Genomic DNA, 22,101 nt, shown 5'->3' on the forward strand with positions numbered 1-22,101 from the left:
TTGATTTCCACAAGTTGTTCTTCCAAACAATCAGCTGTGGTGCTGTGCTGCTGAAAGACAAAGCGAACTTTAAGTACCTACTGCATCACGCAGACTACTTGAACCGCGAACACGATGAACTGCCAAATCTAGTCGATAAGTCTATTGCGACCACCAAGCGTTTTGATGCATTGAAAGTCTTCATGACGATGCAAAGCGTTGGGCCAAAGCAGTTGGGAGATATGTACGATCACCTTCTAGAGCAGACGCTTCAAGTTGCAGACCTAATTCAAAACCAAGACGATTTTGAACTGCTTGCTGAGCCGTCACTGTCTACTGTGCTATTTCGATCGGTGCCTCGCAATGGGCAATCAGCAAACGGTGAGCTAGATTTAGACAAACTGAATCAAACGTTAAGACTGGAAGCACTGACTCGTGGTGTTGCCGTGCTTGGCGAAACGGTCGTCGACGGTAAAAGCGCGCTGAAATTTACTATCTTAAATCCGTGCTTAACGACATCAGATTTCAAATCTCTAATTAACAAAATTCAAACTTTAGCTATTGAGCTAGCAGAACAACAAGGGTAATTAAAACTATGGCTATTCTACAAATTGGTGCAGGCGGCGTTGGTTGGGTTGTTGCACACAAAGCAGCACAAAATAACAAAGTTCTGGGTGATATCACGATCGCTTCTCGCACAATCGCGAAGTGTGAAAAAATCATCGAATCTATCAAGGGCAAAAACAACCTTAAAGATTCAACTAAGAAACTAGAAGCACGTTCAGTAGACGCTGATGATGTTGATGCGCTTGTTGCTTTGATTAAAGAAGTTCAGCCGGATCTAGTGATCAACGCTGGTCCTCCTTGGGTAAACATGGCAATCATGGAAGCATGTTACCAATCTAAAGTTTCTTACTTAGATACATCGGTAGCGGTTGACCTATGTTCTGAAGGCCAACAAGTACCACAAGCTTACGATTGGCAGTGGGGCTACCGTGAGAAGTTCGCTGAAGCGGGTATCACAGGTATTCTTGGTGCTGGTTTCGATCCAGGTGTGGTATCAATCTTTGCTGCGTACGCGGTTAAGCACTTGTTTGATGAGATTGACTCAATTGACGTAATGGACGTGAATGCTGGCGACCACGGTAAGAAGTTTGCGACAAACTTTGACCCAGAAACCAACATGCTTGAGATCCAAGGCGACTCTTTCTACTGGGAAAATGAAGAGTGGAAACAAGTACCTTGTCACTCTCGTATGCTTGAGTTTGAATTCCCAAACTGTGGTTCTCACAAAGTTTACTCAATGGCGCACGATGAAGTTCGTTCAATGAAAGAGTTCATCCCAGCTAAGCGTATCGAATTCTGGATGGGCTTTGGTGATGCATACCTGAATTACTTCAACTGCATGCGTGATATCGGTCTTCTTAGCCCAGATCCGCTAACACTGCACGACGGCACTGTGGTTCAGCCTCTGCATGTTCTTAAAGCACTACTACCAGATCCAACATCTCTAGCTCCGGGTTACACTGGTTTAACGTGTATCGGTACTTGGGTTCAAGGTAAGAAAGACGGTAAAGAGCGTAGCGTATTCATCTACAATAACGCAGACCACGAAGTGGCTTACGAAGACGTAGAGCACCAAGCGATCTCTTACACAACTGGTGTTCCAGCGATTACCGCAGCACTTCAGTTCTTCCGTGGCGAATGGGCTGATAAAGGCGTGTTTAACATGGAACAGCTAAACCCAGACCCATTTCTAGCAACTATGCCTGAAATCGGTCTAGACTGGCACGTTCAAGAGCTAGAGCCTACAGCTGGTCTACCTCTGATCCATACTTTGAAGTAATACATAGTTAGGTTCTTACCTCGCTTTGAATTACTGGGGGAATGACGAAGGTGATGGTTAGTTCTTCCATGAGATGACTAAGAACATCGTCATTCCCTATAGAGAGGGACGAGCGTAATAGGGAATCTCAGTTGTTGTCGATTTCTATTGAACGACAGGTGACTTTGGGAGATCCCCAACTCGCTCATTCTTCCCTCTTGGGGATGACGGAGAGTGTATTTACTCCGTTAGAGGATGATGAAAGGTGATTATTTTCTTTGGTATTTGACGAAGATGATATTTGCCAAATCTAACCGGTAATGCAGAAGTCGTCATTCCCTAAAGCGAGGGACGAGTGTAATAGGGAATCTCTAATACACTTAAAGAACTTCCAATGTACTTACTTATATCGAGCCGATGCATTAGCGTCGGCTTTGTTCGATTATCATGTGCCTTCGTGAACTCGAGGGCAGCAAGGTATTAACATGCAAAACAACGAACTAAAAACGCCTTATTTCATGATCAACGAAGACAAGTTGATTGCGAACTTAGAGAAAGCCAAGCAGCTGAAAGAGATTTCAGGTGTGAAGTTGGTATTAGCACTGAAGTGTTTCTCGACATGGGGTGTGTTTGACATCATCAAACCTTACCTCGATGGCACGACAAGCTCTGGCCCATACGAAGTGAAACTTGGCCACGAAACCTTTGGTGGTGAGACGCACGCTTACAGTGTGGGCTACAGCGAAGATGACGTGAGAGAAGTTGCTGACATCTGCGACAAGATGATCTTCAACTCTCAGAGCCAACTTGCTGCTTACCGCCATATTGTTGAAGGTAAAGCTTCACTGGGTTTACGTTTAAATCCGGGCGTGAGCTACGCAGGACAAGACTTGGCGAATCCAGCACGTCAATTCTCGCGTTTGGGCGTGCAAGCGGACCATATCAAGCCAGAGATCTTCGATGAGATTAATGGTGTGATGTTCCACATGAACTGTGAGAACAAAGACGTCGATGCATTTATCGGCCTACTTGATTCAATCTCAGAACAGTTTGGCGAGCACTTAGATAAGTTGGACTGGGTGAGCATGGGCGGTGGTGTGTTCTTCACATGGCCTGGCTATGACATCGAAAAACTCGGTTTTGCGCTGAAAGCCTTCTCTGAGAAACACGGCGTGCAGATGTACCTTGAGCCGGGCGAAGCGATCATCACTAAAACAACCGATCTAGTTGTGACAGTGGTCGATATTGTTGAGAACGTGAAGAAAACAGCTATTGTGGATTCAGCGACTGAGGCGCACCGCCTTGACACGCTTATCTACAATGAGCCAGCATCGGTATTGGAAGCCTCAGAAACAGGCAGTCACGACTATGTGATTGGTTCATGTTCATGCCTTGCGGGCGATCAGTTCTGCGAAGCGAGCTTTGATGAGCCACTTAAGATTGGTCAAAAGCTACACCTGTTAGACAGTGCAGGCTACACCATGGTGAAATTGAACTGGTTCAACGGCCTTAAAATGCCTTCAATCTACTGCGAACGTAGCAGTGGTGAAGTTCAGAAGCTAAATGAATTCGGCTATGAAGACTTCAAACGCTCATTATCACAATGGTCAGTTAAGTAACTGAATCACAAGTTCAGAGCAATAAAAAGAGCAGCCAATGAGCTGCTCTTTTTTGTTCCTCAATTTTGTTTATTTAGCTTTCAATCATCACTCGAGTATCTTCACTGAGCGTTTCGAGTTCATTGACCACATCGTCGATCTGTACTTCGATTGGCAGCTTAACGGCGATTTTTGATGTGAATAGGCTTGAGCTAACACCGCCACCACCTGCGATAAAGACACGATGACAGTCCATATCGAGAATGCTGATCCCTTGTCTATCCAATACATGAGTCACTTCGTTGACGATGCCTGCTCGGTCGTTAGAGTCGAGTCTTAAGTGATGGACCGTGTCTTGAACATTGTGCGTATGGTCTGAATCGACAAACTGCACGATGAGATCCGGATTGGCGCTAAAAGCTTCTTTGACAATCGATTCGTTGATGGCTGGAAGTTGAACCTTTAGTACGCCTGCGACTTGGTCTTCAATAAAGTTCACTTTACTGATGAGCCATTTGCCGTCGTTTTCGTGAGTAACCGCAGCAAGCTGTTTGATTGTTGCTGGTGATGCTTTTCCGATAAAGTTTACGATAAATGTACTGTTCATATCAGCCCCCAAGGTTTCAATTATTCTTTGCTAATTAAATGTTTGATATCACGCGATAAAGTTCTTTAATTTCAGTGTAGAAGGTTACATCGAACAATGTTTGACCTAGGTCAATTTTTGAAACTAAGCTTCGATGCAAAAAAAGAGAATGAAGAGTAGGGCACAAAAAAAGCGACTAGAGAGCCGCTTTTTAGAAGAGTTGTCACTGTGATTGATGATCCAGCAACTTATATTCAGTAACTTGTATTGAGTAGTACTAGAGACGAATTAGAACGTTACTTTGAAGTTCATACCAACAAACTGAGAGTCATATGGTGCGCCAGCATCGTAAGCAAAACGTGCTGCGTCTTGGTTATCCCACCAAGGGTTAGTATTCAGGTTCACTTCTGCATCACCGCCCCATGCGTCACTTACCCAGTAGTGAATGTGTCCAACAGGGTTAAGGAAGAATAGCGACACATCACCCATGGTTTGAGAGCCCATCACTTCGCCACCTGAAGCAATGATATCTTGCTCTGCTTCTAGCATCATTTCACCCACAACCGCACCGAAGAAAGGTGTGATGAAGAGATCTTGCCATGAAGGTACTTCAGCAAATGCTTCTACGCCGTATTCCCAGAAGAACGTCGACATAGTCCAAGAGTATAAGAATGACTCAAACTCGTCGTAACCTGCGTGTCGAGCTGCCGTGTAGTAAACACCACCAAAATATGGGTGCATTACGTAGTTTAGGAAGTGTTCGTCACGGTCCCATACTGGGCCTTCAGAAACGTTATCTTTCCACTTTTTACCTAATGAGCTGATATCACGTTGGTCATCATCCCACTTAGTAATACTTTCAGGGAGTAGAGTCATTAAACCCACTGTCGCGACACTTAAGCCAAGAATGGTGTAGGTTTGACCCATTAGGTAATCCCAATCTTTCTCCTGGCTCACCAACATGTGTTTTGGTTGTTGGATTGTGAAGTCGTACTCATCACTCGATTCGCTCAGTGCGTAATTGGTACTAGGCTTGTAGGTGTACAAGTTGTCATTAAAACAGTAATCTTGAGCACATTCATCCGAGTAAGAAAGGTTGATTGGCTGGTCGAAGTCGTATTGGCTTGCAACCGAGTTAACTGACATTAGCATTGAAAATGCGGCAGTAACCTTTGCTAGTAACGGTGATTTGGCCACAAGGGTCTCCATGAGAAAGTTTGGAATTGATCAGGGTCACAATTATCTATTAAATGCCTGATTTAGGGAACTAATAATTTATAGCTTTTCCTAAGAAAACCTTAGGTTTAACATTATTAATATTAGTGAAAAGGCGAATTGTTCCAAATTCAACCATAGACCAGTTTGTAAATAATGCAGTGTCTTTTTATGACAACAAGGGATAGAAATATGACGAAAATCGCAATGTTAAGCACAGGTGAAGAAGTTCTTCATGGAGACATTGTAGATACAAACGCAGCTTGGATGTCTGGTGAGTTTTATCAGCATGGTTTTGCGCTTGCTAAGCGCTCAACTGTGGGTGATCAAATGAATGCTCTTGTTGAAGAACTGCTGATGCTGAGCTTTAACTATGATGTGGTTATCGTTAATGGTGGTTTAGGCCCGACGACCGATGATATGAGTGCTGCAGCCGCTGCAGCTGCTTCCGAGCAGAAACTCGTCATGTTCCCTGAATGGCTTGCTCGTATGGAAGAGATGTTCTCTGGACGTGGCATGCCAATGCCAGACAGCAACCTTAAACAAGCTTTGTTACCTGCGAGTTCAGAGATTGTCGATAACCCTGTGGGGACGGCTTGTGGCTTCAAACTGAAAATTAACGATGCGACTTTCTATTTCACGCCGGGTGTACCAAGTGAATTCAAGCGCATGGTGACGTTTGAGATTCTTCCTGACTTGTCGTGTACCTACCCTCAAGTGGTTGCCTCTGAATGCAGTCGACTGTTTACGTTTGGTTTGTCTGAGTCTGGTATCTCTGATGTTTTGGACCAACTAAAGCTGCCAGAAGGTTATGAACTTGGTTATCGCTCTTATCTGCCGTTCATTGAGGTCAAACTGTTTGGTCCTAAGGCAGACTTAGAAACTCGCGTTAAGCTTCTGCAGATGGTTTACAAGCTGCTAGAGAGTAATGTCGTTAGTGTTGATGAGCCGATGATTGACCATATTGGACACATCATGGCGGAAAAAAAGAAGACGTTATCTGTGTCTGAAGTGTCGACCAAAGGTTCACTGTCAGCGTGGCTGCAATTGAATGAGCAGATAGAAGATTGCTTCGGACACTCATGGGTGATGGCTGAGCCAAAAGAGAGCGAACTTGAAAAGAGCGATCCATTAGCCGCGACCTTTGCGCTGGCTGGAGCAACAAGAGATAAGTGCGGAACTGAATTGGCTTTGGTGACTGGTAAGCTGGAAGGCAACACATTCAGCGTTGCATTGTCGACTGAAGCAGGCGAGTGGGGGCAGGTACTTGAGTTTTATCGTCAGTACTCGCGTGAAGACCAACGCAACGTGATTAAGACCGTTGCCGCCGATATGCTTAGAAGGCATCTAGACAACAAACCGATGTTTGGTACTTACTCTTCGGTTAAGCGATTGAAAGACATGTTTATTCCAGCGGCTATCATTAAGTAGTTATGTAAGCGAACTATGTAAGCTAACGATGTAAGCGGACTCGCTAAGTCTGTACTAAAAACGCTAGAAAAAACGCAATAAAAAGGCCCAACATCTAAATAGGTGTTGGGCCTTTTGTTTATCTAGCCTTCTAGATAACCAAACAAGCAGCGATGTTTACACGCAACTCATATCTCTAAGAACTCGATTACAAACCGCTTGTCATATGTAGGCTGTAGAACAAACCACGGCCGATTAACTCTGAAGCCAAGAACAATACTAGTGCTAAGCCAAGGTTAACTGGGTTCACTTTTGCTTTGTTCAGCATAGGTAGAATCCAAATCAACAAGCTTGCCATTAGCAGTGCCACTTGAAGAATCACATAGCTACCTAAACCATCGACTAACTCAGACGCTTTTGCCGCTGAAGTTTGGATGTCACCGATTAGGTTCAGTTTTCCTACTGTCACAAGCAAGCTGATAGCAACAGCGATAACAGCCAGCATGGTGATGTTACGGTCAACCGTAAAGCGACTGTCGTTTGCGAATACAATTACGAACTGAGATAACAGCAAGCCACCCACAACCATCGTCATGATGAAGCTCAGTGGTGTGTAGATGTTGTCCCACGTAGGTACTGTGTTGATCATGTATACATTGATCATCGCGTACATGAAGATAACACCCAACACCATCGCGCCAACCATCAGTGCTTTCTGGATAGCTACGCCACCTTTCTTAAGTACAGACAATAGCCATTGCAGGCCACCGACAGCGAAGAATGCCGCACCGAAGAACACTTCGTTAGACAACCAAGCCGAACCTAGCTGATTAAAAGCGTTAAACGCGCGCAGTGGAGAGCCAAGGTGCGTTGTCGAGAACATGAAGCCAAGACCCATCAGTGCCCATAGGATGAACATTGGAACCTTGTAGCTGTTCAGCTTCTCTTGGTCATGACCAAGTACCAGTGCACGTGCGCCAATCAGTAAGTAACCACCAACCGCAGTTTGCGCTAGCACCGTAAAGAAGATTAAAGACCACTCATGAAAAATCATCTTACACCTCCTTCGGGTTTGCTAGGTGACCACTGGTATCGCCAGTTGGCTTCGCGTTTTTGTTCAGCTTAATCACGATGTTTGGTAGCGTTTCTGTTGAAGATGGCAGTGGAGCCACATCCGCACCAGAGCCGTACTTCTCGCGAAGTGTATTGATTTCGCCAAACTCCAATGCACGAAGTGGGCAAGACTCAACACAGATAGGCTGTTTTCCTTCAGAAACGCGTTGGTAACAACCATCGCATTTCGTCATGTGACCTTTCTTCGCATTGTATTGTGGTGCGCCGTAAGGGCACGCATTGCTGCAGTGCTGACAACCAATACATACGCTCTCATCAACCACAACCAAGCCGTCTTCATCACGTTTGTGCATTGCGCCCGAAGGACACACTTTCACACACGCTGGGTTAGTACAGTGGTTACAAGCGATAGAAAGGTAGTAAGAAAAGACATCTGTCTGAACCCAGGTATCGCCATCTTGAGTGAAGCCACCACCTGCGTATTCGTATACGCGACGGTAGTTCGTTTTGATGTCGAGATCGTTATAATCTTTACAAGCAAGCTGACAGGTTTTACAACCCGTGCATTTACTTGAATCAATGTAAAAGCCGTATTGTTTCATTCCAACCTACCTTATGCTTTCTTTAGCGCTTTGATTTGAACTAGGTTTGTATGCTGAGGGTTACCCTTAGCAAGTGGGCTCGGGCGCTGAGTAGTCAGCACGTTGATAGAGCCTGCATGGTCGATCTTCTGACCATCCGGTGCATACCATGCACCTTCGCCTAGTGCGACAACTCGAGGAAGAATCCTTGGTGTCACTTTCGCTGGAATATGTACTTCGCCACGGTCGTTGAAAATACTCACCATGTCGCCGCTTTCAATACCACGTTCTTTCGCATCGATTGGGTTGATCCACAACTCTTGCGGTGCCGCAGCCTTGATCTCTGCAACGTTGCCGTAAGTTGAGTGGGTACGAGCCTTGTAGTGGAAACCCGTTAGCTGAAGTGGGTACTTCTCTGCTAGTGGATCGTTATGACCTTCAAAAGAGTCCGCGTAAATCGGAAGTGGGTGAATCACTTCGTCTTCTTTCAGCTTCCAAGTCTTCGCGATATCAGCCAGTTGCTCTGAGTAGATCTCGATCTTGCCACTTGGTGTAGTCAGTGGGTTAGCTTCAGGATCTTTGCGGAAGTCTTCGTAAGCGATGTAGTGGTGGTCGTAGCTACGTTTGTAGATACCCAGCTCTTTCATCTCTTCGAAGGTTGGCAGTGTTGGATCGTTCTTACGAGTTTCAGCGTAAAGATGCTCAATCCATTGCTCTTGAGTACGGCCTTCGGTGAACTCTTTTTCTACGCCCATGCGTTTCGCAAGCTGAGTACACATCTCGTAGATAGATTTCGCTTCAAACTGAGGCTCAATCGCTTTCTGCGCGTAGATGAAGTAAGGCATGTTCGATGCTTTACCATCCATACACCAGTCGTCTTGCTCAGACGTTGTTAAGTCTGGCAGGATGATATCTGCGTATTTCGCTGAAGAAGTCATATGGTTATCAACCACGACAATCATTTCACACGCGCTTTCATCTTGAAGAATCGCGTGAGTCTTGTTGATGTCTGAGTGTTGGTTGATGATGCAGTTACCTGCGTAGTTCCAGATCATCTTGATTGGGTTCTTAAGGCGCTCTGCACCGCGAACACCATCAGTGATGTCGGTCATTTCATGGTGACGGTAAATCGCGTCTGTCCACATGAACATTGAAATAGACGTTTCAACTGGGTTTGGCACAGTAGGGAAGCGCACAAACGGAATGTTGATGTCACTTTCACGAGCACCTGTAGAACCACCTGATACACCCACAGAACCGGTTAGTAGCGACAGCATTGCGATAGCACGACACGCTAGTTCACCGTTCGCAGTGCGTTGTAAGCCCCAACCTTGGTGGATAGCACACGGTTTCGCTGTGCCCATCTCACGGCCAAGCTTAACGATAGTATCAACTGGAATACCTGTGATCTTACTAGCCCACTCTGGTGTCTTCTCTACGCCATCTTCACCTAAACCTAGGATGTAAGATTTGTAGTCACTGTTTTTAGGCGCTGATGCAGGAAGAGTCTTCTCATCGTAACCGACACAGTATTTGTCTAGGAACGGTTGGTCGACTAGGTCTTCAGTGATCATCACGTGCGCAAGACCCGCAACCAATGCAGCATCGGTAGAAGGGCGAATTGGGATCCATTGATCTTCACGACCACCGGCAGTATCGGTGTAGCGTGGATCGATGATGATCGTTCTTGCGTTTGATTTGTTTTTGCTTTCTACGTAGTGGTGGATCAGACCACCGCCAGACATACGAGTCTCAGCAGGGTTGTTACCAAATTGGATGTTAAGCTTAGTGTTCTCTAGGTCAGAGAAAGAGTTGTTGTTTGCCCAACCACCGTAGGTGTAGCTCAAGCCTTTCGCGATTTGCGCTGTTGAGTAGTCACCGTAATGGTTTAGGTAACCACCACTTAGGTTCATTAGACGCGCAATCAGCGTTTGTGCTGGTGGCCAAGACTTAGTTACCGTACCACCAAGCGTACCTGTACCGTAGTTTAGGTAGATAGTGTCGTTACCGTAGTCTTTAATAAGGCGTTGCATAGTGCCAGCGACTTCATCGTAAGCCTCTTCCCAGCTAATACGCTTAAACTTACCTTCACCACGTTTACCCACACGTTTCATTGGGTATTTTAGGCGATCTGGGTTGTAAACACGGCGGCGCATCGAGCGACCACGTAGACACGCACGAACTTGGTGATGACCGTATTCGTCAGTACCTGTGTTGTCTGTTTCTACGTATTTGATTTCACCGTTTTGTACATGCATACGCAATGGGCAGCGAGAGCCACAGTTTACTGTACATGCACTCCATACGATTTTCTCATCCACATTCTCAGCAACTGCAGCCGCTACTGGTTTGGATTTGAAAGGTAAAGCGATACCGCCCGCAAGTGCGGCTGCACTACCTACTGCAGAAGAAGCTTTCATGAAGCCTCTTCGAGTAAGATTCATTACCCCAGATTCTTTCTTATTCGTCATTCTAAGATGCCTTTTGCTATTGATGACTAGCACTTTATAGGTAGTTTGTTCTTTATGTTTTTATTTTGGATTGTTGATTGATTGGCATCAAATAAGAGCGAAATTTAAATCTTATGAATCGAATGTATAAAATAGATCAAAGAATTAAATCGTCTTATTTATATAATTATCTTTAAACCTATAACGGTATAAATAATAATGATTATCGATACGCATAAATTATTGGGTTCGCTATTTTATCAAGCGACAAGTAAAGAACAGTTAATCACCATTGTTGAAGCTTTGGTTGAGAGCGAAGTACTCTCTGAAGAATGCTTGCAGGCATTAAGAGGCGAAGACGAAGATGCACTCTCAGCAGAGTTCAGTCGCCTGTTTGAAGGTGTTGGAGACATGCCAGCTCCGCCTTGGGGTTCTGTGTACCTAGATAAAGACCGCGTTGTGTTCGGCGCTTCTACTGTAGAGTATCGTCAGTTTTTAGAATTGAATCAGATTGAATTAGACACGGGGTTAAGAGAGCCGGAAGATCAATTTGGTTTAATGTTATTCGCTCATGCGTATTTGTTAGAAAATAATAATATCAATTCAGCTAGTGAATTGCTCGAAGGTCACTTATTAACTTGGTCTTCTGTTTATTTAGAAAAACTAAATAAAGCATCAGAACTATCTTTTTATAAAAAGCTATCGGTTGATGTAATAGATTGGTTTAAGTACTTAACATCTGAATATAATTTAAACGTTGTGACTAAAAAGTTATATATCGACTAATGTCTGAACAAATAAATTCAAATAGACGCGGTTTCTTAACTCGACTTTCTAAACCGGTTAAAGCAGCTGCGAATTATGAAGAGATATCGCAGCGCTTGCACGCAAGGCCGCCAAGAGCGGTGGATGAGGTGCTGTTTGAGCGTCTTTGCGAGGGTTGTGGGCTGTGTGAGCAAGCGTGTCCGAATAGCGTTATTGAGATGCTAGAGGGCAGTGCGCTGCTGAATTTGGATTACAACAGTTGTTCTATGTGTAACAAATGCACTGAAGTGTGTCCGACTGGCGCACTTCATCCAACTGTCACACCTTATATCGACCTCAAGCCGAGCTTTGCGGATAGCTGCAATAATTACATGCAAATGGACTGTTCAGCATGCCAAATTGCGTGTTCAGCAGGTGCGATACACATCGAAGTAGGAGAGTTGCCTACGGTGGACAAAGATAAGTGTAACGGCTGTGGAGAGTGCCGAAGCGCTTGTTATATTGGCTCTGTGACTCTTAACCTGACTCAGCAATAAACGTTTGGCTTCGTATGGCGCGAACCAATGAGAAGACTTTGGTTGAGCGATAGACGAGTCGTCTTACGATACCTAAAGACATAAATAGAAAAGGGTCCGCATTCCTAAGGAAGCGGACCCTTTTTAATTCTTATTGACGATATTCGAGCAAAGCGATCTAAAGCCAGTTGGCTTATGCGCGTTTTTGCTTGTTTCTATGAATAACGTTACTCAGCGATAGCTCAGTCTTTGCTTTACAGATACAAGGTAATATTTCATTACCTTGCGTGTAAGCCATAGCAAAACCAACGTACTCGACTTCACCAGAATCCAACGTACAGCGGCAAGCGCCACAGTGGCCATCTCGGCAGTTGTATTCTGGCTCTAACCCAGCTTGTTCCATTGTTTCCAACAGAGTGTTTGAAGGGTTAGATTCAATTGAAGTCAGTTTGTTGATTTTGATTGTTGGCATTACAGCTCAAATCCTTCAAAGTCGTCAGCTTTTACTTCGTTGTCGATTTGGCCAACTAGGTAAGAACTGATTTCTGCTTCTTGTGGAGCAACTTGAACGTTATCTGAAGACAACCAAGCGTTGATCCATGGAATTGGGTTCGACGTTGCTGCTGGGTAAGCAGTACCCAGACCAACAGCCTGCATACGGATGTTGGTAATGTACTCAACGTATTGGCAAAGTATGTCTTTGTTTAGACCAATCATAGAGCCATCTTTGAATAGGTATTCTGCCCACTCTTTTTCTTGCTCAGCCGCTTCTTTGAATAGGTCGAAACACTCTTGCTTGCACTCTTCAGCGATCTGCATGAATTCGAAGTCATCTTGACCGTTACGAAGCAAGTTGATCATGTGCTGTGTACCAGTAAGGTGAAGTGCTTCATCACGAGCGATTAGCTTGATGATCTTCGCGTTACCTTCCATTAGCTCACGTTCAGCGAATGCAAATGAACATGCGAAACTTACGTAGAAACGAATCGCTTCTAGTGCGTTTACAGACATTAGACATAGGTAAAGTTTCTTCTTCAGGTCGTGAAGTGAAATCTTAACGTCTTCGCCGTTGATGCTGTGGTTGCCTTCGCCGTAGCGGTGGTAGTCAGCCGTTAGCTTGATTAGGTCGTCGTAGTAGAAAGCGATGTCTTTAGCGCGCTTCAGAATCTCTTCATTTTCAACGATGTCGTCGAATACTACGCCTGGATCATTCACGATGTTACGGATGATGTGCGTGTAAGAACGAGAGTGAATCGTTTCAGAGAAAGACCAAGTTTCAATCCAAGTTTCAACTTCTGGTAGAGATACCAGTGGAAGTAGGGCAACGTTAGGGCTGCGGCCTTGGATAGAATCTAGAAGCGTTTGGTACTTCAAGTTAGAGATGAAGATGTGCTTTTCATGCTCAGGAAGCTTGTTGTAGTCGATACGGTCGCTAGACACGTCTACTTCTTCTGGACGCCAGAAGAAAGAAAGCTGCTTCTCGATCAACTTTTCGAAGATTTCGAATTTTTGTTGGTCGTAACGTGCAACGTTTACCGACTGACCCAAGAACATTGGTTCTTTTAGTTGGTCATTTTTTTGCTGAGAAAAAGTACTGTAAGCCATAAATGCCTCAAATCCTTTAAAGACCCGTAATAAAACGGACCCTGTTAATGCTTTAAACCCAGAGAAGATAACTCTTCTCTGGGGTCTTAATGTTTATTGCGGTTTAGATCTTACAACCGCCGCCTTCACAATCTTCTTCCGGCACTTGAACTGCATCGCCTTGGTCGTCTTTAGCACCATCACGAGTGTTATGGTAGTAAAGCGTCTTAACACCGTACTTGTACGCTGTTAGTAGGTCTTGAAGCAGCTTCTTCATTGGTACTTTACCGCTGTCGTAAACACTTGGATCATAGTTAGTGTTTGCAGAGATAGCTTGGTCAACGAATTTTTGCATGATACCCACTAGGTGTAGGTAACCGTCGTTAGAACCAATGTTCCAAAGTAGCTCGTAGTTCTCTTTAAGATTTAGGAAATCTGGAACCACTTGCTTTAGGATGCCGTCTTTCGATGCTTTCACTGATACGTAACCACGTGGTGGCTCGATACCGTTAGTCGCGTTCGAGATTTGAGACGATGTCTCAGAAGGCATAAGCGCTGTTAGCGTAGAGTTACGCAGACCGTGCTCCATGATCTCTTCACGTAGAGAATCCCAATCGTAGTGCAGTGGCTCTTCACATACTAAGTCGATATCTTTTTTGTAAGTATCGATTGGCAGTAGGCCTTTCGCGTAGTTGGTCTCGTGGAAAGATGGGCAACGACCTTGCTCTTTCGCTAGTTCAACAGATGCTTTTAGCAAGTGGTATTGAATTGCTTCAAAAGTACGGTGAGTCAGGCCATTCGCGCTGCCATCAGAGTACTTAACACCATTCTTCGCTAGGTAGTATGCGTAGTTGATTACACCTACACCTAAAGTACGACGGTTCATTGTCGACTTGTATGCAGCTGGAAGCGGGTAGTCTTGGTAATCAAGCAGTGCATCTAGAGCACGAACAACCAGCTCAGAAAGCTCTGCTAGGTCGTCTAGTTCATTGATTGCGCCAAGGTTGAATGCTGAAAGCGTACATAGTGCAATTTCGCCTTCGTCATCTTCTACGTTAGAAAGTGGCTTAGTAGGAAGCGCGATTTCTAGACATAGGTTCGATTGACGAACAGGTGCAACTTCAGAATCAAACGGGCTGTGTGTATTACAGTGGTCAACGTTCTGAATGTAGATACGACCAGTAGAAGCACGCTCTTGCATTAGCAGAGAGAACAGCTCAACGGCTTTAACCGTTTCACGCTTCACTGAAGGATCGTTTTCGTACTTAACGTATAGCTCTTCAAAACGGTCTTGGTTTTCGAAGAACGCATCGTAAAGGCCAGGTACGTCTGAAGGTGAGAACAGGCTGATGTTGCCACCTTGAACTAGGCGAGAGTACATAAGCTTGTTCAGTTGTACGCCGTAATCCATGTGACGAACACGGTTCTCTTCAACGCCGCGGTTGTTTTTCAGTACTAATAGAGACTGAACTTCACCGTGCCATAGTGGGTAGAACACTGTTGCTGCACCGCCACGAACACCACCTTGAGAACAACATTTTACTGCTGTCTGGAAGTATTTGTAGAAAGGGATACAGCCCGTGTGGAACGCTTCACCATTACGGATTTCAGAACCAAGTGCGCGGATACGACCTGCGTTGATACCAATACCAGCACGTTGAGATACGTAACGAACAATTGAGCTTGCTGTTGCGTTGATTGAATCAAGGCTGTCACCACACTCGATCAGTACACAAGAACTGAATTGACGAGTAGGCGTACGTACACCAGACATGATCGGTGTAGGTAGAGAAATCTTAAACGTAGACGATGCGTCGTAAAAACGTTTGATGTAGTCAAGACGAGTCGATTTCGGGTATTTAGCGAATAGACACGCAGCAACTAAAATGTAAAGGAACTGAGCACTCTCGTAGATTTCTTTCGTTACACGGTTTTGCACGAAGTATTTACCTTCGAGCTGCTTAACCGCTGCGTAAGAGAAGTCTAAGTCACGTTTGTGGTCGATGTACTCGTCAAGCTCTTCGAATTCAGCTTTCGTGTAGTCTTCCATAAGGTGGCTATCGTATTTACCCATATCAACCAGTTTTGCAACGTGGTCATACAGTGCAGGCGGCTCGTATTCGCCGTACGCTTTTTTACGTAGGTGGAATACAGACAGACGTGCTGCTAGATATTGGTAATCAGGAGTCTCTTCAGAGATTAAATCCGCTGCTGACTTGATGATAGTTTCATGAATGTCAGTAGTGGTGATGCCATCGTAAAACTGAATGTGAGCTTTCAATTCTACTTGTGATACAGAAACATTGTGCAAGCCTTCAGCTGCCCATGTAATCACGCGATGGATCTTCTCTAGATCGATCGTTTCTTTGCGCCCGTTACGCTTGGTAACAGTAAGTTGTTGGTTCATTCTGCTTAATTTCCCTAACAAAACTGAACAAGGCCGTGTTTTTGTGTATTTCTTTGTAATTTTTGTAAATTACGTTTCGGCTTTGTGATCTTGGTCTACCCATACATTGTAGTTCAAACACAACATATAGGGGTCATTTGTTTGTTGGGTTACAAGATAGTGCTACAACTGATATTTTTCAAGGTAAAGAAATGGGGTTGCTTGTGGATAAGTGGTGGATTGAAAAAAAACTGTAAGTGACCACTAACTGATGAGGTTAGATGTGACTTGATTGTATAAAAGTCGGCTTTTAATGATGCTTTATTTTTGCACGCCCATAAAAAAAAATCCCTTGATCTTTGAGCAAAATGGGCGATGGATTTTGGGCGATTAAATTTAAATCGAGGTGGTCAAAATGGAAGCTAGCGCACGAAATTTAGACTGAAAAAAGTCGCAAAGTTATGGTAATTGCAACTCTTTTCATTCGTCTTTTTTACAAAAGGTTTTACGGTAGGGCTACCGATATTTTTTAGCCAAAGTTTTGTGTATGAACGATGTAGTTCACATCGACTTTTTGGCCTAAACGGTAAGTGTTCGTCAACGGGTTATAGTGCAGGCCTGTAATGCCTAATTCTTGCAGCGGAGTGTTATCAACCATCTTGATAAGTTCAGCAGGGCGAATGAACTTCTCGTGCTCATGAGTGCCTTCAGGAACGATCTTCAATAGTTTCTCTGCACCAACAATCGCAAACAAGTAAGATTTGAAATTACGGTTCAATGTAGAAAAGAACACGTGACCGCCCGGTTTCACTAATTTCGAACAGGCAGTGATAACAGATTGCGGGTCAGGAACGTGTTCAAGCATTTCCATGCACGTAACCACATCGTATGTCTGTGGGTTCTGCTCTGCGTGGTCTTCGATAGTGCTCTGGATGTAATCGAGCTTGGTACCAGTTTCCAATGCGTGAAGGCGCGCAACTTCTAGCGGTTCTTTACCCATGTCTAGGCCTGTTACTACCGCACCTTCAACCGCCATGCTTTCTGCAAGAATACCGCCGCCGCAGCCAACATCGAGGACTTTCTTGCCAAACAGGCCTTCCGTCTTCTCTAATACGTAATTTAGGCGCAGTGGGTTGATTTGATGTAGCGGCTTAAATTCGCCTTCTAGATCCCACCAGCGTGACGCCATGTCTTCGAATTTCTTGATTTCTGCTGGGTCTACGTTCTGTGATTTAGTCATAATCGGCATTTCCAAGTTAAATAATGCATCCATGAAATTGCAGGCATTATAACTTGCCTTTTCGCGCTGACCAGAAGATCTACAATTTTGCTAGTTTATTGGATGTAAAGTGACCATGTTTCAGCAAGATATGATGCGGAGGTGCAATTTCTCATCAATTGATTGGCTACAAGGGTCACAAGATGGTAAAAGGAGAGGGAAAGTGATGCCTCCGTAGGTAAATTTGTGTTATATTTTTCGGTCTTATACGTATTCAAAAATACGATCTGACTATAGAGGGAAAATGGCTCTATGAGCGATCTAGCGAAAGAGATCACGCCCGTAAATATTGAAGATGAGCTTAGAGGTTCATACCTAGACTACGCGATGTCCGTCATCGTTGGTCGTGCCCTTCCAGATGTGCGTGATGGCCTAAAACCAGTACACCGCCGCGTTTTGTTCGCGATGAATGTACTAGGTAATGATTGGAACAAACCATATAAAAAGTCTGCTCGTGTAGTAGGTGATGTAATCGGTAAATACCACCCGCATGGTGATAGTGCTGTATACGATACAATTGTTCGTATGGCTCAACCGTTCTCACTGCGTTACATGCTAGTTGATGGCCAAGGTAACTTTGGTTCTATCGATGGCGACTCCGCGGCTGCAATGCGTTATACCGAAGTTCGTATGGCGAAAATTGCTCACGAGCTACTGGCTGACCTTGATAAGGAAACTGTGGATTACGTACCGAACTACGATGGTACAGAACAAATTCCAGCAGTACTTCCTACAAAAATTCCTAACCTATTGGTAAACGGTGCTTCTGGTATCGCAGTAGGTATGGCTACCAACATTCCACCACATAACCTTGGTGAAGTTGTTGATGGCTGTTTGGCTTACATCAATAATGAAGAGATCACTATTGATGAGCTAATGGACTACATTCCTGGTCCTGACTTCCCAACAGCAGCACTTATCAGTGGTCGTAAAGGCATCGTTGATGCTTATAAGACTGGCCGCGGTAAGGTTTACATGCGTTCAAAAGCGGATATCGAAGTAGAGAAGAATGGTAAAGAAACCATTATCGTTACTGAGATCCCTTACCAAGTAAACAAAGCTCGTTTGATCGAGAAGATTGCTGAACTGGTTAAAGATAAGAAAGTAGAAGGCATCAGTGCACTGCGTGACGAATCTGATAAAGATGGTATGCGTATTGTTATTGAATGTAAGCGTGATGCAGTAGGCGAAGTGGTTCTAAACAACCTATACGCTCAAACTCAACTGCAAACGACTTTTGGTATCAACATGGTTGCGTTGAACAACGGTCAACCACAGTTGTTCAACATCAAAGACATGCTTAAGTGCTTCGTAGACCACCGTCGCGAAGTTGTGACACGTCGTACTATCTTCGAACTGAAGAAAGCGCGCGATCGTGCACACATCCTTGAAGCACTGTCTCTAGCACTTGCTAACATCGACGAAATCATTGAGCTTATCCGTAACGCTCCAACACCAGCTGAAGCAAAAGCTGGCTTAGTTGCACGCGGTTGGGATCTTGGTAACGTTGCTTCAATGCTTGAGCGTGCTGGTACTGATGCGGCTCGTCCTGATTGGTTGGAAGACCAATACGGTATCCGCGATGGCCAATACTTCCTAACGGAAACACAAGCACAAGCTATTCTAGAACTTCGTCTTCACCGCCTAACTGGCCTTGAGCACGAGAAGATTCTAGACGAGTACAAAGCACTTCTAGAAGAAATCGCTGAGCTAATGCACATTCTTGCAAGCACTGAGCGTTTGATGGAAGTTATCCGTGAAGAACTTGAAGCGGTACGTGAAATCTATGGCGACGAGCGTCGTACAGAAATCACAGCGGCAGTTCATGACATCGACATGGAAGAGCTGATTGCTCAAGAAGACGTTGTAGTAACGCTTTCTAACGCAGGTTACGTTAAGTACCAAATCCTAAGCGACTACGAATCTCAACGTCGTGGTGGTAAAGGTAAGAGTGCAACTAAGATGAAAGATGAGGATTACATTGAGCGTCTGCTTGTTGCTAATACTCACGATAACATCCTATGTTTCTCTACTCGTGGTAAGACATACCGCCTGAAAGTTTACCAACTACCATTAGCAAGTCGTACTGCTCGTGGTAAGCCTATCGTGAACATTCTTCCTCTAGAGGAAGGTGAACGTATTACGGCTATCCTGCCAGTTTCTGAGTTCTCTAACGAGAAATTCATCTTCATGGCAACGGGTGACGGTACAGTTAAGAAGACATCACTGGATCAATTCGCAAACGTACGTGCTAACGGCCTAATCGCAGTTAACCTACGTGACGACGATTCACTGATTGGCGTTGATATCACTAACGGTGATAGCGACATCATGCTGTTCTCTAAATCGGGCAAAGTTGTTCGCTTTAACGAGGACAAAGTACGAGCAATGGGCCGTACTGCCTCTGGTGTTCGTGGTATGAAGCTTCCAGAAGACGATCAAGTGGTTTCACTGATTGTTCCTTCTAACGAAGGCGATATCCTAACTGTGACTGAAAACGGTTACGGTAAGCGTACTGAGCTAGCAGAATACCCAACGAAAGGCCGTGCAACGCAAGGTGTAGTATCTATCAAAGTCTCTGAACGTAATGGCCCAGTTGTTGGCGCTGTTCAAGTTGAAGAAGGCGATGAAATGATGATGATCACCGACGCAGGTACGCTAGTTCGTACTCGCGTAGCGGAAGTTAGCCAAGTTGGTCGTAACACTCAAGGTGTAACACTGATTCGTACTGCTGAAGACGAGAATGTTGTAGGTCTACAACGTATCGACGAAGTAGAAGAAGCTGAGATTGTAGAAGGCGAAGCTGAAGAAGCTGGTGCTGAAACTATCGACGCTGAAGTTGCTGAATCAAGTGAAGAGCAAGCATCAGATGCTTCTGACTCTGAAAGTGATAGCGAGCAAGACACTTAGTAATCTCAATTACGCTAAGTAATTAAGCTTACCATTGAAAAAACCGAGCCTAAGTGCTCGGTTTTTTATTTCCTGTTATTTGTGGAGCTTGGTGTGACTTTATAGCTGGGCTGTGATGGCTAAAATCTCGATAGCTAAACCTTGATCAATATAGAGGTGAGATGAAAACGATAGAGTAGGGAGTGAATAGAAAGGAGTGTTGAATGGACATCTGGTTGTTGATTGCGTTGGTACTAATGAGCCTGTTTTTGATTGTGGTCGTCATTGCGGCGAACAAAAACAGCGGTCATCTAAAAGGGAATGTGGTGATTTCGCTTACTGCGGTCGCTTTAAGCGTGCTTGTTTGGTCCCAACTGAAACAAGAGGTACCTCAACTTCCTTTAGATGATAACAATAGTTACACGGCAACAGATTTCGAAGATGAGCTTCAGCAAAGCCTCAAACAAGATCCGAATCAATCCGATTTGTGGTTTAAGCTTGGTGGTGTGTATATGCAGAAAGGGGAGTTTGATGCTGCGTTCACCTGTTACGACTACGCGATTCGATTAGATCCTCAAGCACCTTCTGGCCTCTATGCTGCTAAAGCAACCGCACTTTATTACCTTAGCTCTCAAGCGATGAGTGATGACGTGAATGCGTTATTGGATCACTCCATGCAGCTTGATCCCAATGATCGTACGGCCTTGATGTTGATTGCGACCGATCACTTCATCAGCATGCGCTATCAACAAGCGATTGATGCATGGACTCAAATTCTCGACTCTAATCAGAAGGGGATTGATCGTGTTTCGATTATTCACTCGATCAACCAAGCCAAACAGATGATCCGCTAGGCTTGGCATAATCGCTAGTTGTTAATCGTTTGTTTTTAGTTATTTACTTTCCTGCATTTCAATCAGGCCACCTGCGTTATGGATTTGAGTAAACCCTTGAGCTCGCAAGAATTGATAGGCTTGTCCTGAACGATTACCACTGCGGCAATACAAAACGATCGGTTGGTCTTTATCTATCTTGGCGAAGTGAGTAGCCACTTCAGAAAGAGGGTAGTTGATGGCGTTGTCTAGATGCCCTTGTTCGAACTCTGCAGCTGTTCTGACATCAACCACTAATGCACCTTTCTCTATTAATTCCCACCCAGTCTCAGCACGCTCAGAAGCGTAAACGCTTGAACAGAGTAGTGCGATACATAATGTTGAAAGTGAAAGTAAGGTTTTCATTGTCTATTCCTTGAATTGGCGAGTGGATTGGGGAAGAGATATTGATGTGTATCGCCCCAAACCTAAAAAACCAGCCACACAATAATAGTGTGACTGGTTTTTACCTAATGGTCTAATTGTAGAAACTAGTATTCGTAGTTGGCTTCACGTTTTTCAGCTTGCTCTTCCCATTTAGGAACAACCGTGTCTAAGAAGTGTTGTTTCTCAGCGTTCATCTTATCCATGTCCATTCCAAGCGCTTTTTGAGCCGCTTCTTTGGTCGAGATGTCTGGAATCTCGATTGGATCAGTGATGCCTTTCTTCGCCAGTAGACGAACAATCTTAGTACGAGCATCGGCTGCGCGGTCAACGGCAGTACCTAGCACTTCTAGAGCGATTTCAGGAGCGTGCATATGAACACCATGAGACGCAATAGCGTAGTCCCAGCGCCATTGAGCATGACGGATATCCAGTAGGATAGGTTCCATCTCTTGCTCGGTCGCACCCGCTTCCCATGCCGCGCCTGCTTCAAAGTGAGCGGCTACGATTTGTTTCTCAGCAGTCAGCTTCATGTTCAGCACTTGCGCTTTACGGCTTGAAACGATGTTACGCATGGTCTCTTTAGATTGAGTGTGACAGTTTGCACAGGTATCTTCGAAGCGGTCGAATGGGTTACCCACTTTATGGTCGGTATAAACGGTGCCATCTTCTTTGGTCACTTTCGGCATATGACAGTCAACACAAGCAA

General features: G+C 44.7%; 19 protein-coding genes. 8 read left to right on the plus strand and 11 right to left on the minus strand.

Going from position 1 to position 22,101, the window contains the following annotated elements:
• The 3 genes from IQQ51_RS27430 to nspC all read left to right on the plus strand — a co-directional run.
• The coding region (locus tag IQQ51_RS27430) for a pyridoxal phosphate-dependent decarboxylase family protein (protein WP_228013062.1) at positions 1–566 on the plus strand (566 nt) is incomplete at its 5' end.
• Between the two features lie 8 nt (positions 567–574).
• A complete protein-coding gene (locus tag IQQ51_RS20480; RefSeq protein ID WP_193841971.1) occupies positions 575–1,825 on the plus strand; it encodes a carboxynorspermidine synthase in 1,251 nt (416 codons plus the stop codon).
• A gap of 464 nt (positions 1,826–2,289) precedes the next feature.
• Complete coding sequence (gene nspC / locus IQQ51_RS20485; RefSeq protein ID WP_193841972.1) at positions 2,290–3,423, plus strand: carboxynorspermidine decarboxylase; 1,134 nt, start codon at positions 2,290–2,292, stop codon at positions 3,421–3,423.
• 73 nt (positions 3,424–3,496) lie between these two features.
• Here nspC and IQQ51_RS20490 read toward each other — a convergent pair whose 3' ends face one another.
• Positions 3,497–4,009 carry a glycine cleavage system protein R gene (locus IQQ51_RS20490; protein ID WP_017061000.1) on the minus strand — a complete coding sequence of 171 codons (513 nt, stop codon included), beginning with the start codon at positions 4,007–4,009 and terminating at the stop codon, positions 3,497–3,499.
• A gap of 267 nt (positions 4,010–4,276) precedes the next feature.
• A complete protein-coding gene (locus IQQ51_RS20495) occupies positions 4,277–5,185 on the minus strand; it encodes a DUF3943 domain-containing protein (protein WP_048613575.1) in 909 nt (302 codons plus the stop codon).
• A 210-nt stretch (positions 5,186–5,395) separates the two neighbouring features.
• Between IQQ51_RS20495 and IQQ51_RS20500 the strand changes: the two genes are divergently transcribed.
• The gene (locus IQQ51_RS20500) at positions 5,396–6,634 is read left to right on the plus strand and encodes a CinA family nicotinamide mononucleotide deamidase-related protein (protein WP_193841973.1); all 1,239 of its coding nucleotides are present in this window, start codon (positions 5,396–5,398) and stop codon (positions 6,632–6,634) included.
• A 187-nt stretch (positions 6,635–6,821) separates the two neighbouring features.
• Here the strand turns inward: IQQ51_RS20500 and IQQ51_RS20505 are convergent, their stop codons facing one another.
• The 3 genes from IQQ51_RS20505 to IQQ51_RS20515 are packed head-to-tail and all read right to left on the minus strand — an operon-like array spanning position 6,822 to position 10,739.
• Positions 6,822–7,667 (minus strand): dimethyl sulfoxide reductase anchor subunit family protein, encoded by an 846-nt coding sequence (locus IQQ51_RS20505; RefSeq protein ID WP_193841974.1) that lies wholly within the window; start codon positions 7,665–7,667, stop codon positions 6,822–6,824.
• A gap of 1 nt (position 7,668) precedes the next feature.
• Positions 7,669–8,289: a DMSO/selenate family reductase complex B subunit gene (locus IQQ51_RS20510; RefSeq protein ID WP_193841975.1), complete on the minus strand. Its 621-nt coding sequence runs from the start codon at positions 8,287–8,289 to the stop codon at positions 7,669–7,671.
• 11 nt (positions 8,290–8,300) lie between these two features.
• Positions 8,301–10,739: a DmsA/YnfE/YnfF family dimethyl sulfoxide reductase gene (locus IQQ51_RS20515; protein ID WP_076654837.1), complete on the minus strand. Its 2,439-nt coding sequence runs from the start codon at positions 10,737–10,739 to the stop codon at positions 8,301–8,303.
• 198 nt (positions 10,740–10,937) lie between these two features.
• Between IQQ51_RS20515 and IQQ51_RS20520 the strand changes: the two genes are divergently transcribed.
• Positions 10,938–11,504 (plus strand): TorD/DmsD family molecular chaperone, encoded by a 567-nt coding sequence (locus IQQ51_RS20520; protein WP_193841976.1) that lies wholly within the window; start codon positions 10,938–10,940, stop codon positions 11,502–11,504.
• On the plus strand, positions 11,504–12,019 hold the full coding sequence (gene napF, locus IQQ51_RS20525) for a ferredoxin-type protein NapF (RefSeq protein ID WP_193841977.1): 516 nt from the start codon (positions 11,504–11,506) through the stop codon (positions 12,017–12,019). Before IQQ51_RS20520 ends, napF begins: the two co-directional genes overlap by 1 nt.
• 172 nt (positions 12,020–12,191) lie before the next feature.
• Here the strand turns inward: napF and yfaE are convergent, their stop codons facing one another.
• From yfaE to ubiG, 4 genes are all read right to left on the minus strand, one after another.
• Positions 12,192–12,470, minus strand: a complete 279-nt coding sequence (gene yfaE, locus IQQ51_RS20530; protein ID WP_010438115.1) for a class I ribonucleotide reductase maintenance protein YfaE — start codon at positions 12,468–12,470, stop codon at positions 12,192–12,194.
• A complete protein-coding gene (gene nrdB / locus IQQ51_RS20535) occupies positions 12,470–13,603 on the minus strand; it encodes a class Ia ribonucleoside-diphosphate reductase subunit beta (protein ID WP_017063554.1) in 1,134 nt (377 codons plus the stop codon). Before nrdB ends, yfaE begins: the two co-directional genes overlap by 1 nt.
• A 103-nt stretch (positions 13,604–13,706) precedes the next feature.
• Positions 13,707–15,989: a class 1a ribonucleoside-diphosphate reductase subunit alpha gene (gene nrdA / locus IQQ51_RS20540; RefSeq protein WP_017060992.1), complete on the minus strand. Its 2,283-nt coding sequence runs from the start codon at positions 15,987–15,989 to the stop codon at positions 13,707–13,709.
• 508 nt (positions 15,990–16,497) lie between these two features.
• On the minus strand, positions 16,498–17,241 hold the full coding sequence (gene ubiG, locus IQQ51_RS20545; RefSeq protein WP_193841978.1) for a bifunctional 2-polyprenyl-6-hydroxyphenol methylase/3-demethylubiquinol 3-O-methyltransferase UbiG: 744 nt from the start codon (positions 17,239–17,241) through the stop codon (positions 16,498–16,500).
• Positions 17,242–17,499: 258 nt separating this feature from the next.
• Here ubiG and gyrA point away from each other — a divergent pair, with 258 nt between their 5' ends.
• Together gyrA and IQQ51_RS20555 are read left to right on the plus strand one after the other, a co-directional pair.
• Positions 17,500–20,157 carry a DNA topoisomerase (ATP-hydrolyzing) subunit A gene (gyrA, locus tag IQQ51_RS20550; RefSeq protein ID WP_193841979.1) on the plus strand — a complete coding sequence of 886 codons (2,658 nt, stop codon included), beginning with the start codon at positions 17,500–17,502 and terminating at the stop codon, positions 20,155–20,157.
• A gap of 203 nt (positions 20,158–20,360) precedes the next feature.
• Complete coding sequence (locus IQQ51_RS20555) at positions 20,361–20,990, plus strand: tetratricopeptide repeat protein (RefSeq protein WP_193841980.1); 630 nt, start codon at positions 20,361–20,363, stop codon at positions 20,988–20,990.
• 39 nt (positions 20,991–21,029) lie between these two features.
• On the opposite strand, the gene IQQ51_RS20560 is transcribed toward IQQ51_RS20555, so the two are convergent.
• A complete protein-coding gene (locus tag IQQ51_RS20560) occupies positions 21,030–21,374 on the minus strand; it encodes a rhodanese-like domain-containing protein (protein WP_193841981.1) in 345 nt (114 codons plus the stop codon).
• A 125-nt stretch (positions 21,375–21,499) separates the two neighbouring features.
• On the minus strand, positions 21,500–22,101 hold a 602-nt coding region (locus IQQ51_RS27435; RefSeq protein WP_228013067.1), incomplete at its 5' end, for an ammonia-forming cytochrome c nitrite reductase subunit c552.

Origin of the sequence: Vibrio sp. OPT18 (genome assembly GCF_015163615.1) — a bacterium.
GTDB classification, from domain to species: domain Bacteria; phylum Pseudomonadota; class Gammaproteobacteria; order Enterobacterales; family Vibrionaceae; genus Vibrio; species Vibrio coralliirubri.

Excerpts from the sequence above, each read along its gene's own strand:
- IQQ51_RS20560 (WP_193841981.1), bottom strand. The coding sequence starts at position 21,374 with ATGAAAACCTTACTTTCACTTTCAACATTATGTATCGCACTACTCTGT.
- napF (WP_193841977.1), top strand. The coding sequence starts at position 11,504 with ATGTCTGAACAAATAAATTCAAATAGACGCGGTTTCTTAACTCGACTT.
- IQQ51_RS20520 (WP_193841976.1), top strand. The coding sequence starts at position 10,938 with ATGATTATCGATACGCATAAATTATTGGGTTCGCTATTTTATCAAGCG.
- IQQ51_RS20500 (WP_193841973.1), top strand. The coding sequence starts at position 5,396 with ATGACGAAAATCGCAATGTTAAGCACAGGTGAAGAAGTTCTTCATGGA.
- yfaE (WP_010438115.1), bottom strand. The coding sequence starts at position 12,470 with ATGCCAACAATCAAAATCAACAAACTGACTTCAATTGAATCTAACCCT.
- IQQ51_RS20480 (WP_193841971.1), top strand. The coding sequence starts at position 575 with ATGGCTATTCTACAAATTGGTGCAGGCGGCGTTGGTTGGGTTGTTGCA.
- ubiG (WP_193841978.1), bottom strand. The coding sequence starts at position 17,241 with ATGGATGCATTATTTAACTTGGAAATGCCGATTATGACTAAATCACAG.
- nrdB (WP_017063554.1), bottom strand. The coding sequence starts at position 13,603 with ATGGCTTACAGTACTTTTTCTCAGCAAAAAAATGACCAACTAAAAGAA.
- IQQ51_RS20510 (WP_193841975.1), bottom strand. The coding sequence starts at position 8,289 with ATGAAACAATACGGCTTTTACATTGATTCAAGTAAATGCACGGGTTGT.
- nspC (WP_193841972.1), top strand. The coding sequence starts at position 2,290 with ATGCAAAACAACGAACTAAAAACGCCTTATTTCATGATCAACGAAGAC.
- IQQ51_RS20555 (WP_193841980.1), top strand. The coding sequence starts at position 20,361 with ATGGACATCTGGTTGTTGATTGCGTTGGTACTAATGAGCCTGTTTTTG.
- IQQ51_RS20515 (WP_076654837.1), bottom strand. The coding sequence starts at position 10,739 with ATGACGAATAAGAAAGAATCTGGGGTAATGAATCTTACTCGAAGAGGC.
- gyrA (WP_193841979.1), top strand. The coding sequence starts at position 17,500 with ATGAGCGATCTAGCGAAAGAGATCACGCCCGTAAATATTGAAGATGAG.
- IQQ51_RS20505 (WP_193841974.1), bottom strand. The coding sequence starts at position 7,667 with ATGATTTTTCATGAGTGGTCTTTAATCTTCTTTACGGTGCTAGCGCAA.
- IQQ51_RS20490 (WP_017061000.1), bottom strand. The coding sequence starts at position 4,009 with ATGAACAGTACATTTATCGTAAACTTTATCGGAAAAGCATCACCAGCA.
- nrdA (WP_017060992.1), bottom strand. The coding sequence starts at position 15,989 with ATGAACCAACAACTTACTGTTACCAAGCGTAACGGGCGCAAAGAAACG.